Genomic DNA, 14,739 nt, shown 5'->3' with positions numbered 1-14,739 from the left:
ATAATTTTATCTATTGATTCTGTTACTCGCGCCATTTGCAATAAAATGACTAATTTCTGTTGGATTGCTCATGGCAAAATCTCCGTGAATACTTTGTTTGATCACACTGCAAGCCGTTGCCCATTCGATGCATTCCTGTCCGGATAATTTCTTGGATAATCCGTATAATAATCCTGCGTTAAAGGCATCTCCGGAACCAATCTGGTCGGTTACCAAATGAATTTTGTATTCTTTGGTTTCATAAAAATGTCCTTCGTGAAATAACATTCCTTTGTATAAATGCGCAAGTCCGTCTGATTTTCTAAAACTCATCGCCAGCGTTTTTAGCAAAGGCATTTTTTCTTTTAATAATTCGAATGTTTTCCTGAAACGATTGGCATCCGATTCGTTTTTGTCGGTTTTTATTCCGAAATAAATTTCAATCGCGTCTAAATCTGCAACCGTGATTGTGCTGTATTGAAGCAAATCCGGCATAATTTCAGAAGGATGTTTTCCGTATTGCCATAATTTAGAGCGGTAATTAAAATCAGAAGAAATGGGCAATCCTTTTTGATGTGCGGAAAGTATGGCTTCTTTACAAACCAAACCTGCTTCATAAGAAACTCCCGGACTTATTCCGGACCAATGAAAATGGGTTACATCGGCGAAAGCCAAATCCCAATTAATCTGATCTTTCTGAATCGTGGCAAACGATGAATTGCTTCGGTCGTAAATAACCTGCGATTGCCTTATTTGATTTCCGGATTCGACAAAATACAATCCCAGACGTTCACCGCCATACACACATTTTGAGGTATTTACTTTGTATTTCTGCAATTCGTTTAAGGCCAGTTGTGCCAAATCATTTTGAGGCAATCTCGTAATATAATCGGTTTGAATGCCGAGTTGGGAAAGTAAAACACAAACATTGGCTTCGGCACCGCCAACATGAATTTTTATTTCATTGGCCTGCGTAAACCGATTTCCATCTGCAATATTCATCCGAAGTAATAATTCTCCGAAAGTTGCAATTCTTGTTTGTGATGTAGCTGTATTCATGAGTTTATTTTTTTGTCACAGATTAAATATTTTTTACCATTAAGATATTAAGAAAATTAAGTTTGACTGCTTAATGAAACTTATGAGTTAAGAAAAATTAAGCTTAGTTCTTAATAAACTTAATATCTTAATGGTTCAATTAAATAATCCATGTTAATCATTTTTAATCTGTGGCATAACTTTTCTTTAATACAATTCGAAAACAGCTTCAACCTCAACAGGAATGTTGTCCGGTAAAGAGCCCATACCAACGGCGCTTCTTACGCCAATTCCGTTTTCTTGTCCCCAGACTTCAGCGAATAATTCGCTGCAGCCATTTATTACGTAAGGATGTCTGAGGAAATCGCCATTGCAATTCACCATTCCCAATACTTTTATAACTCTTTTGACTTTGTTCAGACTTCCAAAATTGGTTACAATTGTCGAAAGCATGGTTAGTCCGACTTGTCGTGCGGCTAGTTTTCCTTCTTCAATATCCATATCGTCGCCAATTCTTCCAATAATTAAGGATTTGTCGTCGCGAACCGGACCGTGACCAGAAAGGTACAAATACTTTCCGTCGACTAAATAAGGTTTATATATACCAAGAGGTTGAGGCGCCGGCGGTAATGATAAGCCGAGTGTTTCAAATTTTTCCTGAGGTAATAAATTCATGATATTAATGTATTATAGTGTTTAAAATAAAGACGAAAATGATTCCTAAAACAGATACCAGGGATTCCATGACGGTCCATGATTTGAAAGTATCTTTTAGGCTGATATTAAAATATTCTTTGAACATCCAAAAACTTGGATCGTTTACATGCGAGCACATCAAACTTCCTGCTCCAACAGATAAAACTAAAAGATTGGGGTCGAGACCATTAGTTTGTAACAAAGGTAATAAAACGCTGGCGGTCATTAATCCTGCCGCAGTTGCAGAACCGACACAAACCCTGATAATGCCCGCCATAATCCAGGCCAGTAAATACGGATGAATGTTGATTTGGGTTAAAGTAGAAACAATAGTTTCGTTTACACCGCTCACAATCATTACTTCTTTCAGACTTCCCGCGCTGCCAACAATTAAAACAATCAGTGCCACATCTTTGATGGCAATTGCATAATCATCCATGACAGAGGTTAGGCTTCGGTTCATTCTGATTCCTAAAGTGTAGGTGCAAATCAATAGCGAAATCAGCATTATCATACTTGGTTCGCCAACCGTTTTGCAAATGTTCAGGATTGTTTCATTATCTGAAATTAAAGGCAATAGTGAAGTCAGCGTTAATGCGAAAACGGGAAATAAAGCCGAGAATAAACTAACGGCGAAACTTGGCAATTTTCCTTCGTTCACTACTTCTTCGACATTTAAAATTTCATGATCTGATTCGGTTTTGATATTCTTCAATAAATTCGAAAATAATAAACCCGCGATAAAAATGGTTGGAACGGCAATGATGATTCCGTAAACTAAAACAAGACCAATATCAGCATTTAAAATACTGCTTAACGCCATTGGAGACGGATGTGGAGGCAAAAAACCGTGCGCAACAGAAAGTGACGCAAGCATAGGGATTCCCAGATATACTTTTGACAGTTTAAATTGATGGGCTACTGAAAAGATTAAAGGTACTAACAAAACAAATCCAACACTATAAAATAGCGGTATCCCAACAATAAATCCGGTAATCATTAAGCCTAAGCGGACATATTTTTCGCCCGTCCATCTCATAACTGTTTTGGCAATAACATTGGCGGCGCCTGAGGAAACGGTAAGTTTACCAATGCAGGTTCCGAAAACTATGATCAGCGTAATTGAACCTAACATTTCGCCCAAACCTTTTTGCACTGTCTGCGACAAGGTGTTTATTGGCAGGCCTAAAAAAAGACCTGCCAATAAAGCTGTAATGATAAAGGCAATAAACGGATTGAGTTTAAACCACGCGATTTGAACGATTAAAAACGCAATGCATGCCGTAAGAATTAATATGCTCATTTATTTTTTTTAATTAAAAATTGAGAATTAAAAATTAAAAATATTTGAAACTGCATTGAAACATAGCTATGTGCTTTTATGAAAGTGAAAAGCTTTTTTTAGCGCAAGCAAAAGCTATGTTTCTATGTGTTTAAATTTTTTTCACCAACGGTTATTATTTATCCCACCAGATTCTTGTTGTGAAATTATCTTCACCCTGACGTTTAACCGCTTCTGCTAAGTTAGCTGAATTGACTGAATATTCGCTGGTTGGATATTTGAAACGTCTTGGAATTGTGCCGTTTGTAACATTGCCAGGAAAGTTAACAGGAACTAAAACCGGATACCCTGTTCTTCTCCAATTGGCATAAACTTCCTGCTCGTCTACAAAAAGAGCGACCCACATTTGCGTATGAATTTGGTTCATTTTATCCTCAAAAGATCCGGCGGCATTAAAAGGATTTAGGGTTAAATAAGGTGTTGCGTCTGCAATTGTATAACCGGCTCCATAAATTCCCATGTTTAAAAACGAAGCTTTTACTGCTTTTTCATATAAAGCCTGATCGGTTTCACCAGAATACCAGCCTCTTGCAGCAGCTTCGGCTAATAATAAATTTGTTTCGGCATTGCTTAATATAACAAGCGGCGCATCATATTTGAAAACAGTACTTTGATTTGGTTCAGAATAAGTTGCCTGTTCTGTTGGGGCTGGGGCAATTTTTAATCCGTTAGGGAAACCTTTTTGTACCGCAATATTGGTGTTTTGAACCGTTCCTTGCCAAACTCCTGCATAAACACTAATTCTTGGATCTGCAGTAGTTTGTAAAAGATCGATAAATGTTTTGGATAATTTCCCGCCTTCCACATTTCGCTGACCGTAAGATCCAGCGGTAAAATCTTGTTTTCTCGAATCAAAACCAACCGGATTTCTATTGATATCATTTGGTCCGTCGGTATATTTCATAATTGCATTATCGGTTCCGTCTATGATAATGCCGCCTGCGATTGCTTTTGTAGCCCAAGTTTGTGCCAGTGCAGGATCAACTTTAGTCAATCGCATTGCCAAACGAAGCATTAATGAATAGGAGAATTTTTTCCATTTGACTACATCTCCGTTATAAATAAAATCGGCACCGCCAAAACTTGGTTTAGCAGCGTCTAATGCCAAAGCAGCTTCGTCAAGTTCTTTCAATAAATCTTTGTAGATGAATTCCTGTGTATCATATTTTGGCAGAAAAATTTGTGTGCTGTTTGCTTTTGCAGCTTCAGAATAGGGAACATCGCCGTACAAATCTGTAATTCTGTGATACAAATAGGCTTTCCAGATTCTGGCAACATTTAATTTATTGCTGTCGTTTGCATTGTCTTTTACGGCATTAATTACAATTTCGGTTTCATTTAATGCCGTTGGATACACCTGATTAAAGTAAGCAGAATAGTAAACTTCGTTGCTTAAATATTTATCTCCCACTCCAGATGCTTCTTTGTAAGTTGCATAATGTTGCAGCATTCCGCCACATTCCAAAATATTGGTAGCAAAATAATTATTGTTTAAACCGTCTAAAATAGATTTGCTGAAAATGAAATTCGGGTTTGGTTTTTCAACAACGTTTGGGTTGGTGTTTATTTCTTCAAAATCTTTGGTACAAGCCGTCATGCTTCCTAAAAGCACGGCTGTTATATATAAAATGGTGATCTTTTTCATGTCTTTTAATTTTAGAATTTAACGTTTAAACTTAAACCGAAACTTCTGGTTTTTGGCACCCCAAATTGTTCTACACCCTGAGCATTTCCGGCACTAAATACAGATTCAGGATCTACGTTTGGTGTTTTCTTGTAAAGAATGAATAAGTTTCTTGCCACAAATGAAAGTGAAACGCCCTGAAGTTTAGACAGCGATTTTAGTTTTTCAATTGGCAATTGATATCCCAGAATAATTTGTCTTAATTTGACAAAACTTGCATCATAAACAAAAGTGGATGAAATGTTTCTTAAACCATCATAATACGTTCTAAGGTTTTCAGGAGCAATAACCATATTCACCGGATTTCCATTGGTGTCAACTCCGGAAATTGGCAAACCATTTTCACGACCGTCAAGTGTTAGTTTCGTTAAACCCATACGAGTTCCGTACAAATCAGTTCCAGAGTATAGGCTTCCGCCGAATTTTCCATCAATTAAAAAGCTGAATGAGATATTTTTATATTTAAATTCATTACTGATTCCCGCTCCCCAAGGATGAACTCCCTGACCTAATTCTTCCAGCGGACCTTGCGCTATGGTTGCAGAACCACCGCTTACGTTATAAACTGTGTTTCCAGCTGCATCAACACGAGGTTTGTACCCTTTTATAATACTGTACGGACGGCCAACATCACTTGCAATTGTTACATAACCATTTACAGAAGTTGCCATGGTAATCGAGTTTAACTGATCTGTAAGCGCTTCAACGGTGTTTTTATTATAAGATCCGTTGAAAGTTGCATCCCATGAAAAGTTTTCATTGTTGATGATTTTTCCTGTAAGTAAAAGTTCGACACCTTTATTTCTCATTTTTCCAAGATTCAGCAAAGCTGTGTTTGCTCCCGAAGCAGTTGAGATTGTAGTTTCGACAATATCATTTGTAGTAGCACGATTGTACCAGGCAAAATCTACGTTTAAGCGATTATTAAAAAATCCTAAATCGGTTCCAATTTCAAAGGTTGTAGAAGTTAGCGGACTTAATGTTGCGTTTGGAACTCTTGAACTTGTAGGGCCTTGCAATTGCTGACCATTATGCCCTCCCTGAATCATAGAATACGATTGGTTTAATGCATACGGATCCGGAGTGGCGCCACCAACCTCGGCCCAGGAAGTTCTTAATTTTGCAAATGATATAAATTGAGGCATTGTAATCATATCCGAAACGATTAAACTTGTCCCGACAGAAGGATAAAATACCGTGTTGTTTTCTGCAGATAAAGTCGAAAACCAATCCTGACGACCTGTAAAGTTTAAGAAAACGATATTTTTATAATCTAAATCTACAGCGCCATAGACAGAGTTTGTTTTTGTTTTTCCGTAAGGGTAACTATAAGTAAGCGTCGATAAATTGCTCAAAGCATAGAAATCATCCAACACAAAATTAGATCCTTCTACTTTGGTTTCGTCTCGCAGCGTTGTTCTTGAGTTGACTCCAACTAAGGCATTTAAAGAGAAATCTTTGTAAATGTTTTTCTTCGAATAGTTTAAAATCGCTTCAGAATTCAGGTTTGATAATTTCATTCTTGAACCCTGCGCATAACCAACCGGATTGTTCAAAGTTGTTTTTGGAATGTATCCAAAGAAATCATAATCGGTGTAATCCTGACCAATTCTACCCTGAAGAAATAAATCACGTGTAAAATTCAATTTTACGTTTACCATTCCGATAAAACGGTTTTTAGTATCGTGGTTTTTAATTTTATTCACCACAAAATACGGGTTTGTAGCAACGGCAACCGGGTTCCATGCTTCCTCAACACCATTTGCATCATAACCCGGGGCAAGGTTTCTAATGTCCACAGTATTTGCAATCATGTAAGTTCCCCAGTTGGCATTTGCTTCAGCATCAGAAACGGTAGGTCTGTTTTCTGATTTTTCTAAATTATATTGCGTTACCACATCAAACTTTAGCCAGTCTGTTAAATTGACATTTCCGGCAATGTTTAAAGTTTTGCGATTAAAACCTGAGTTTGGTAAAATACTTTCGTTATCCATATTCGAAAACGAAAGACGTCCCGTAGCTTTTTCAACACCGCCGGATAAAGCGATCGAGTTGATAAAAGTAGTTCCCGTTCTGTAGAAATTCTTGATATTGTCTTTTTGAGCAACATAAGGTCTGGCAACTCCGTCAAACTGAATAACATCGGTTCCATCCATTTTTGCACCCCACGACCAGCGGCCATCAGCAATAGCTTCCGCCTGCGTAGTTGGTTTTTTTCCATTGGCTCCTGAACCGTATTCATATTGCCAATCCGGAATGATAGATGGTGTTTCAAAAGTAAAAGATGTATTGTACTCCACACCAATTCCTTGTTGCGCCGCACCTCTTTTTGTCTGAATCAAAATTACTCCATTTGCAGCATTTGCGCCGTAAAGAGCCGCCGCAGTTCCGCCTTTAAGAACCGTAATGGTTTTAATATCATCCGGATTTATAACCGAAGTTCCGTCACCTCGATCCACATTAATTCTTGTTGATCCGGCGCCATTTCCAATTCCCGGTAAATTTAATTGTGTATTATCAATAGGTAAATCATTTACCACATACATCGGCTGGTTGTTTCCGTTTAAGGAACCGTTTCCACGAATTACAACTCTGCTCGATCCATTTGGTCCGGTTGCGGTGCTGCTCACGTTTACACCGGCAATTTTTCCAACCAATGCATTGGCGATATTTGTTTCTTTTGCTTTTGTAAATTCTGTTCCTTTAAGTTCCGTTACCGAATATGCGATTGCTTTACTGCTTTTTTTAACCCCAAGAGCGGTTACTAAAACTTGTTCTAATACATTTTCGGCAGGTTTTAATCTGATGGTTAAGTTTGAAGTTTTGATTAAGGCAAAAGATAAAGTTTCGTAGCCCATGTAGGTTATAATAATGTGGGCTTCGTTTTCCGGAACAGTTAATTTGAATTTTCCGTTTTCATCAGATATTGTTGCTATTTTATTATTGCTTTCTGCATAAATAGTGGCTCCGGCAATCGGCATTCCGTCGTCCTGACCCAGAATTTGGCCTGAAATTTCAACCTGATTGCTTTGTTGTTCAAAAAGATGCTTTTTTATTGCAACATCTTTTGCGTTTACAGAGAAGATGATTCCTCCAATAAACACTAATGAAATTAGCGTTGTTTTCATAATTTTTTTTGGTTAGTTGTTTTTTTGGTTTTGCATTGATGTCCAAATATATATATTTATTTTTCACAGTTGCGTTTTTTTTGCACAAAATGCATATTTTTTGCAATATTTTTTATTCAAGTATTTTTAATTTCCAAAAGAAGTGTGATTTCTAAAGGTGTTTTTGAGAAAATTTTGCAGAATACACTTTTTTTGCAAAAAATAATTTTCATATTAAAATTCGTATTTTTGAAGGATGAAAATCGCACTTATACAATCAGATCTTTATTGGGAAGACATTTCTAAAAACAGAAATAACTTTGATTCCAAAATAAATCAAATCGATTCAGACGTTAAATTGATCGTCTTGCCCGAAATGTTTTCTACCGGATTCACTATGAATGCTTTGGCTGTAGCCGAAACCATGCAGGGAGAAACTATTTTGTGGATGCAATCAATAGCAAAACAGAGAAATTGCGCGATTACAGGAAGTTTGGTAATAACAGAAAATAATCAATTTTATAACCGAATGTTCTTTGTTTTTCCTTCCGGAGAAATAAAGTATTATAACAAAAGACATTTGTTTACGCTCGCCGGCGAAGACAAAACCTATACTGCCGGAACCGAAAAAGTAATTGTAGATTATTTAGGCTGGAAAATTTGCCTTCAGGTTTGTTATGATTTAAGATTTCCGGTTTTTGCAAGAAATACAGAGAATTATGATTTGCTTGTATATGTAGCAAACTGGCCAAAAGTGCGCACCAATGCCTGGGATATTTTGCTTAAAGCGCGTGCTGTAGAAAATCTTAGTTATGTCGTTGGGGTTAATAGGCTAGGTTTGGATGCCAATAATTACGAGCATATTGGACATTCGCAAGTAGTGGATTATTTAGGACATTATATCCTCGAACCACAAGAAACAGAAGGTGTTTTTGTGGTCGAACTGGATAAAAATATAATGTTGGAAATCCGAAAAAAATTGGATTTTTTAAGTGATAAAGACAATTTCGAAATGAAGATCTAGAAGGCTTTTTGCTTCTTCTGATTTTCCTTTTTCTTTTTAGTATCTTCTTTTTTCTCTATTTCAGGATTGTACGGAATGCTTAAATCAATAGTTTCATCGACATCCCAATTGGTTCGAACGTCAATTTCTTTCTGATAATAAAAAACTTCTTCGGCATATTCTTTCTTCAGGAAATTACCTGAGTCGTATATTTTGTTTTTATTATCATCATATATTATCCGCAAAGTAAAAGTTTCGGGCTGCAATAAGTCAAACTGAATTTTTGTATTGCCTTCAGAATAGTCACTTGCAAGTACAACATCTCCTTTTCTGTTGGTTATTTCAACAATAATTGGAAATCGTTTTACATTCTTTAAATTCAAAATTAAATTTCCGTAATCAGCAAATTCCCGCGTGGTCAATTTATACGATAATGTATCGTTTGTTTTATCGAAAAAATCAGTCAGAGCGCCGGGAAGAAAAGTAAAGTGATATTTTTCTAACGGTTCTTTTTTAAAGTCAAAATATAACTTTTGTTCTAATTCGTTGTATTCTGTCGTAAAATCTAAAGCAATTGAATCTTTGTTGATTAATTTCATTTTCGACTTATCAAACTTCACCAAAGGCGTAGCAGATTCTAATGTAAATCGGTCTCTGAAATTAAGAACTCCGTTTTGTGCAGCTATTATATTCAGCGTATCTTTCTTCTGGTCTTTAACCCTGAAACTAAACTTTTTATTGTAGTTTTCTTTCGTTACTTCCAGCGATAATGAATCTGCTTTTAGAGGTTTATACCAAACTTGCAAGGAGTCTTTTTTAGGAAATTGCGTTACAATAGTTTCTAAAATTTCGTTATTATTTTTAAGGACAATCGTTGGTTTCGAAAGTTTAAAATTCTGTTTTCCGTCATACGGAAGTAATAATCTGTTTCCAGATGCCTGTATTGGTTTAAAAGTTTTTAAAGGCAATGTTTCCTTAAATAATTCCAATTCATAAAGCGTGTCGTTTGGTACCGTAATAAAATGTTTGATAAACCCAATTTTATCATCTTTAGGATTGTATTTATTGTTAGAACCTTTGTCTTTCATAGCCACCAAAAGATATTTTCCGGCCTTTAGATTTTCTAACCTGAAAGTTCTCATACTATCCAGAGTATTGGTAATATATCGTGGGTATTCTTTGTAAACAACAGAATCTTTGTATTTATCATTTGCTTCATAAAGCATTACCGAAACAAAATTTTCGACATTTTTTTCATAAGCATCCTTTACAATCCCGCCAATTGAAAGTGAATCAATGTAAGGGCCTGTTGAAAAGATGTATTTAAACTGATTCATCGCATTACCTTCATTATTATCAGTAATACTTTCCCCAAAATTGAAGCTATATGTTGTATTCGGCTCTAATGTATCTTTAATTTTTATAGTCAGAACCTTACTCACGTTGGTTGGCGTAATAATAGGTTCGTGTTTCATTGGAGGCGAAATGATAAGCTGTTTGTTGAGGTTTTTCAGCTTTACATATTCATCAAAATTTAAAATGATCTGATCTCCTTTAAAATTGGTATTGAAATTTTTAGGCGAACTTGAAGTTAAAACAGGCGCCAGAGTATCTTTTAATCCACCGGTTATGCTGCCTCGTTTGGCGCAACTTATCGTTAATAATACAAGTAGGAATGAAATATATTTGAAGTTGTTTTTCAACATAACGGTTTTAAATTTGATTGCACAAAATAACGATTATATTTGCTTTAATCGAAATTTTTTATCTATTTATTAGGAATTACAGCTTTTGTTTTTTGCTGTTTTTTTTGAAGATAGATTAAGAAACGGTTTATAATTTCTTACTTTTGAATTACTATTTAATTTAATTGGTTTGAAAAATAATATTTTAATTGGTTTTATACTTCTTCTGCTTGTTTCGTGCAGTAAAACCAAAGAACCAATTGTATCTTTTTATTATTGGAAAACCATCTTCAAATTATCTGAAACGGAGAAAGAGGTTTTAAAAGACAATAATGTCACCAAACTTTATATCCGTTATTTTGATATAGGTTTTCATCCAGAATCGAAAGAACCAATTCCTATAAGTCCGATACATTTTCAGGAAAACATGAGTCAGTTTGAGATTGTTCCGGTGGTTTTTATCAAAAATAAAATCATGTTGGAGAATAATCTTGATATTGAAGATCTGGCTGAAAAGACGTTTCGATTGATCGAAGAAATAAATGCGAAAAATAAAATTGTCTCCAAAGAAATTCAAATTGACTGCGACTGGACACTTTCCAGCAAAACCAATTATTTGAAATTTATTGAACGATTTAAAAAATTGTCGCATAAAAAATTGTCGGCAACAATACGATTGCATCAGGTGAAATATTTTAAAAAGACAAAAATTCCAAATGTTGATTCCGGCGTTTTGATGTTTTATAATATGGGTTCCATTGCGCCCGATTCACTAAACTCAATTTACAGCCATAAAATTGCCGAAAGATATCTTGAAAGTTTAAAAAAATATCCGCTGCATCTTGATTTTGCTTTGCCCATATATTCCTGGGGAGTTCATATCAGAGAAGGAAAAGTAATTGGTTTGCGTTCGAAACTGAATATAAACGAACTTAAAAAAGACGAAAATTTTACGCAAGTCAGTAATCTGTTTTTCAAAGTAAAAAAATCCAATTATAAAAATGGTATCTTTTATGAAGAAAATGATTTACTCAAAATAGAAGCCATTTCTGCAGAAGATTTGAAAGAAATGGCACAAGAGTTGAACGATAATTTAGCTCAAAAACCAAACGAAATTATTTTTTACGATTTAGACGAATTCAATATAAAAACCCATGAAAAGAATATTTTTAAACAAGTTGTTTCTTATTTCTAGTGCTTCTTTCCTTTTTATTTACGGAATAATTTATGCCTGCGCAGGCGGAGACGACTGGGATTTTTTTAGTTACAACTCTAATTTTACGCCCGAAACCTTTACGGATAAATCCTATACGCCACTTTTTTTATCAGGAGATATTTTCTACGGAATTGGTTTTGATACACAGCATAATTCCAGATTTAATGAAGATATAAAATCAGATTGGAATACGTATTTGAAAGGAAAAATGGATGCTGCAACGGTAAGTTATTTTTTAATTGGGGAAGAAACGCCAATGTATTCGTCAGAGAAAAAAGAAGCTCAGAATAAAACCGATATTACGCAGCTTCATGTTTTTTTGAAAACCAAAAAAGACAATCCGACTTCGGTAAAATGGGGAAAGAAAATCAATTTGAAAGATGAGAAAATTAAAAACTTTATCGAGTTTTTGTATTTGGCACAAAAAATAGAAACCGTTTCTATTGGCGAAGATTACTGGAGTTATGATCCGGTTGTGGCTAAAACTTTCAACGATTTAAAGATGATTCAGTCTATCGAAAATGTTTACAATACCACAAAAGATACATTTTTAGAAAACAGATATTGGTTTCTTACCATGAAAGCGTATTTCTATAGCAGCAACAAGCAAAAAGCGATTGATTTTTTTAATAAAACAGAAAAATCAGTTGCTAAAAATGTGTTGTATTATCGTGCGCTTTCTTATGTTGCCGGAATAAAACACAAACAGAAAAAATATTCAGAATCGAATTGTTTGTATGCACAGGTATTTGATAAATGTCCGGAATTAAGAATTGTTACGGCTTACAGTTTTCATCCACAAAATGATGCTGATTGGAATAAATCGCTGTTTTTGGCGAAAAACAATAGCGAAAAAGCGGCGCTATGGGCGATTCACGGATTTTATAAAGATGAAAAACAAGCCATTTCAAAAATTTATGAATTAGATCCTAAGAGTGAACATTTGAATTATTTGCTGACCCGCTTGGTAAACAAACAAGAGCAGGAAATCAACAATTCATTTCAAGATGCAGCCAAAGAAAATCTTCCTGCAAAAAAACAAACTGTTGCCGAAAATAAAGAACTTAATAAAAGCAAAATTGACAAAAGTGCTTTTGATGTAGTGGCAAAAATTGCCGCCGCAGGAAATACCAATAAACCGTATTTATGGGACATTTCACTTGGATATCTTCAAACGCTAAAAGGCGATTATGCAAGTGCTGAAAGTAATTTTGACAAAGCCGAAAAGTCAATGCCAAAAACAGAATTGGCGAAACTTCAATTAAGACTGCTTCGTTTTGTAAACAACATGAGTAAGATTGATAAACTTACAGATAAAAACGAAAAAACAATTCTTGTAGATTTGAACTGGCTGTATCAGGAACTTCCAAAAACATACAAAGGGCAGGAGTTTCGTTATCAAAATGCGGCACAATGGAGCAAAAATTATTTAGCAACATTGTACAGAGCAAAATCGAATCCGGTTATGGCAGAATTATTTGGCGATACTCCGGATAATTATTGGGGACGCGGAAATTCTTTTTACGATAATGAAAAGAATTTGCTGGATATGAAAGCATTTTTAGCGAAAACGGATAAAACTGAAATCGAAAAAATTGCCGCAGGAATTTATAGTTTGAAATTAAAGGATATTAATAATTTTCAGGCTGTTCAGGCGACTTTCAAAAACAAAATTTCAGATGCGATTGGTTTTATTCAACAAACAGATTCAGTTCAGTATTATCAATTTTTAGGAAATCCATTTAATGGAAATATAAAAGATTGTCACGATTGCGATCATGCGGCCTATCAAAAAAAGAAATATTCTCAATTGGATTTTCTAAATACAATAAAAGGAATGCAGGATAAACTGGCTCAAAAAGAAGATGTTTATACGAACAGTTTGTTGTTAGGAAATGCATTTTATAATATTACACATTTTGGAAATGGCAGAACTTTCTACGAAATCAGTATTGTGGGTTACGGTTCAAGTCCGTATTCTTTTAGAGATTCGATGAAAAAAATGATTACGAATTGTGATCTTCCAAAAATGTATTATCAAAAAGCACTCGAAGCAGCTACTACAAAAGAACAAAAGGCAAAATGTATCTACATGCTGGCAAAATGTGAGCGCAACGAGTATTACAATACGAAGTATAACAGTGTAAACAGCTGGTGGGAAATTCAGGATGATAAAGTAAATTTCATCGCCTGGAATTCGTTTAAAACCCTGAAAAAAGAATATTCGGATACCAAATATTATCAGGATGTAATTGCAGAGTGTGGTTATTTTAATACTTATGTAAATCAATAATAGCAATGGTAAATAAGATAGAACATATCGGAATCGCGGTAAAAAACATTGAGGAATCAAATGTTTTGTTCGAAAAACTATTGGGCGTTTCTTCTTATAAATCGGAAGAAGTAGAAAGTGAAGGAGTTTTAACGTCTTTTTTTCAAACAGGAACCAATAAAATTGAACTTTTGATGGCAACAAATCCCGAAAGTCCAATCGCGAAGTTTTTAGAAAAAAAAGGAGAAGGAATTCATCATATTGCTTTTGATGTTGATGATATTAATTCAGAAATAGAACGTCTGAAAAGCGAAGGTTTTGTATTAATTAATGAAGTTCCGAAGAAAGGAGCCGATAATAAATGGGTTGTTTTTTTACATCCGAAGAATACAAACGGCGTTTTGGTGGAGCTTTGCCAGGAAATTAAATAAAAAAACTCAGTTTTAGATTTCAAATAAGATATTGAAAATCAATTGTGTTTTTATAAAGAGCCGATGTGATTTTAAATTAAATACAAATCAGGTCTTAAAATATTTGGAGTGAACGAAAAATAGTAGTAATATTGCATCCTCAAACCGGTCCTATAGCTCAGCTGGTTAGAGCACCTGACTCATAATCAGGTGGTCCCTGGTTCGAGCCCAGGTGGGACCACCAGCTTATTCGTCCAGACTTTCAAAATGATTGTCTGGACGTTTTTTTTGCAGTAAACTCAAGGGT

General features: G+C 35.1%; 10 protein-coding genes and 1 tRNA gene. 5 read left to right on the top strand and 6 right to left on the bottom strand.

What is annotated here, in order from left to right; all coding sequences use genetic code 11:
• Nucleotides 1-6 precede the first annotated feature (6 nt).
• The 5 genes from AC3QL1_RS03540 to AC3QL1_RS03520 all read right to left on the bottom strand — a co-directional run bounded on the left by AC3QL1_RS03540 (nt 7) and on the right by AC3QL1_RS03520 (nt 7,867).
• On the bottom strand, nt 7-1,038 hold the full coding sequence (locus AC3QL1_RS03540; RefSeq protein ID WP_492495153.1) for a PfkB family carbohydrate kinase: 1,032 nt from the start codon (nt 1,036-1,038) through the stop codon (nt 7-9).
• 186 nt (nt 1,039-1,224) lie between these two features.
• The gene (locus AC3QL1_RS03535; protein ID WP_042565550.1) at nt 1,225-1,692 is read right to left on the bottom strand and encodes a RidA family protein; all 468 of its coding nucleotides are present in this window, start codon (nt 1,690-1,692) and stop codon (nt 1,225-1,227) included.
• A gap of 4 nt (nt 1,693-1,696) precedes the next feature.
• Entirely contained in the window at nt 1,697-3,016 is a 1,320-nt protein-coding gene (locus AC3QL1_RS03530; RefSeq protein ID WP_492495151.1) for a GntP family permease, read from the bottom strand.
• Between the two features lie 154 nt (nt 3,017-3,170).
• Nucleotides 3,171-4,700 carry a SusD/RagB family nutrient-binding outer membrane lipoprotein gene (locus tag AC3QL1_RS03525; protein ID WP_492495149.1) on the bottom strand — a complete coding sequence of 510 codons (1,530 nt, stop codon included), beginning with the start codon at nt 4,698-4,700 and terminating at the stop codon, nt 3,171-3,173.
• 11 nt (nt 4,701-4,711) lie between these two features.
• Complete coding sequence (locus tag AC3QL1_RS03520; RefSeq protein ID WP_492495148.1) at nt 4,712-7,867, bottom strand: SusC/RagA family TonB-linked outer membrane protein; 3,156 nt, start codon at nt 7,865-7,867, stop codon at nt 4,712-4,714.
• A gap of 235 nt (nt 7,868-8,102) precedes the next feature.
• Between AC3QL1_RS03520 and AC3QL1_RS03515 the strand changes: the two genes are divergently transcribed.
• Nucleotides 8,103-8,870: a nitrilase family protein gene (locus tag AC3QL1_RS03515; protein ID WP_492495146.1), complete on the top strand. Its 768-nt coding sequence runs from the start codon at nt 8,103-8,105 to the stop codon at nt 8,868-8,870.
• On the opposite strand, the gene AC3QL1_RS03510 is transcribed toward AC3QL1_RS03515, so the two are convergent.
• Entirely contained in the window at nt 8,867-10,555 is a 1,689-nt protein-coding gene (locus tag AC3QL1_RS03510; protein WP_492495144.1) for an Ig-like domain-containing domain, read from the bottom strand. The genes AC3QL1_RS03515 and AC3QL1_RS03510 overlap by 4 nt on opposite strands.
• Nucleotides 10,556-10,724: 169 nt before the next feature.
• Between AC3QL1_RS03510 and AC3QL1_RS03505 the strand changes: the two genes are divergently transcribed.
• From AC3QL1_RS03505 to AC3QL1_RS03490, 4 genes are all read left to right on the top strand, one after another.
• Nucleotides 10,725-11,729, top strand: a complete 1,005-nt coding sequence (locus tag AC3QL1_RS03505; protein WP_492495142.1) for a hypothetical protein — start codon at nt 10,725-10,727, stop codon at nt 11,727-11,729.
• Entirely contained in the window at nt 11,689-14,043 is a 2,355-nt protein-coding gene (locus AC3QL1_RS03500) for a hypothetical protein (protein ID WP_492495141.1), read from the top strand. The genes AC3QL1_RS03505 and AC3QL1_RS03500 overlap by 41 nt, the downstream gene beginning before the upstream one ends.
• Before the next feature lie 5 nt (nt 14,044-14,048).
• The gene (gene mce / locus AC3QL1_RS03495; protein WP_492495139.1) at nt 14,049-14,453 is read left to right on the top strand and encodes a methylmalonyl-CoA epimerase; all 405 of its coding nucleotides are present in this window, start codon (nt 14,049-14,051) and stop codon (nt 14,451-14,453) included.
• Nucleotides 14,454-14,599: 146 nt separating this feature from the next.
• Nucleotides 14,600-14,676, top strand: a tRNA-Ile gene (locus AC3QL1_RS03490).
• Nucleotides 14,677-14,739: the final 63 nt, after the last annotated feature.

The sequence above is a fragment of the Flavobacterium sp. GW823-FHT04A11 genome (genome assembly GCF_058796535.1).
This window is presented reverse-complemented; position numbering and strand designations above follow the sequence as displayed.

Bases quoted from the DNA above. Each gene is read 5' to 3' on its own strand.
- AC3QL1_RS03540 (WP_492495153.1), bottom strand. From the start codon at position 1,038: ATGAATACAGCTACATCACAAACAAGAATTGCAACTTTCGGAGAATTA.
- AC3QL1_RS03535 (WP_042565550.1), bottom strand. From the start codon at position 1,692: ATGAATTTATTACCTCAGGAAAAATTTGAAACACTCGGCTTATCATTA.
- AC3QL1_RS03530 (WP_492495151.1), bottom strand. From the start codon at position 3,016: ATGAGCATATTAATTCTTACGGCATGCATTGCGTTTTTAATCGTTCAA.
- AC3QL1_RS03525 (WP_492495149.1), bottom strand. From the start codon at position 4,700: ATGAAAAAGATCACCATTTTATATATAACAGCCGTGCTTTTAGGAAGC.
- AC3QL1_RS03520 (WP_492495148.1), bottom strand. From the start codon at position 7,867: ATGAAAACAACGCTAATTTCATTAGTGTTTATTGGAGGAATCATCTTC.
- AC3QL1_RS03515 (WP_492495146.1), top strand. From the start codon at position 8,103: ATGAAAATCGCACTTATACAATCAGATCTTTATTGGGAAGACATTTCT.
- AC3QL1_RS03510 (WP_492495144.1), bottom strand. From the start codon at position 10,555: ATGTTGAAAAACAACTTCAAATATATTTCATTCCTACTTGTATTATTA.
- AC3QL1_RS03500 (WP_492495141.1), top strand. From the start codon at position 11,689: ATGAAAAGAATATTTTTAAACAAGTTGTTTCTTATTTCTAGTGCTTCT.
- mce (WP_492495139.1), top strand. From the start codon at position 14,049: ATGGTAAATAAGATAGAACATATCGGAATCGCGGTAAAAAACATTGAG.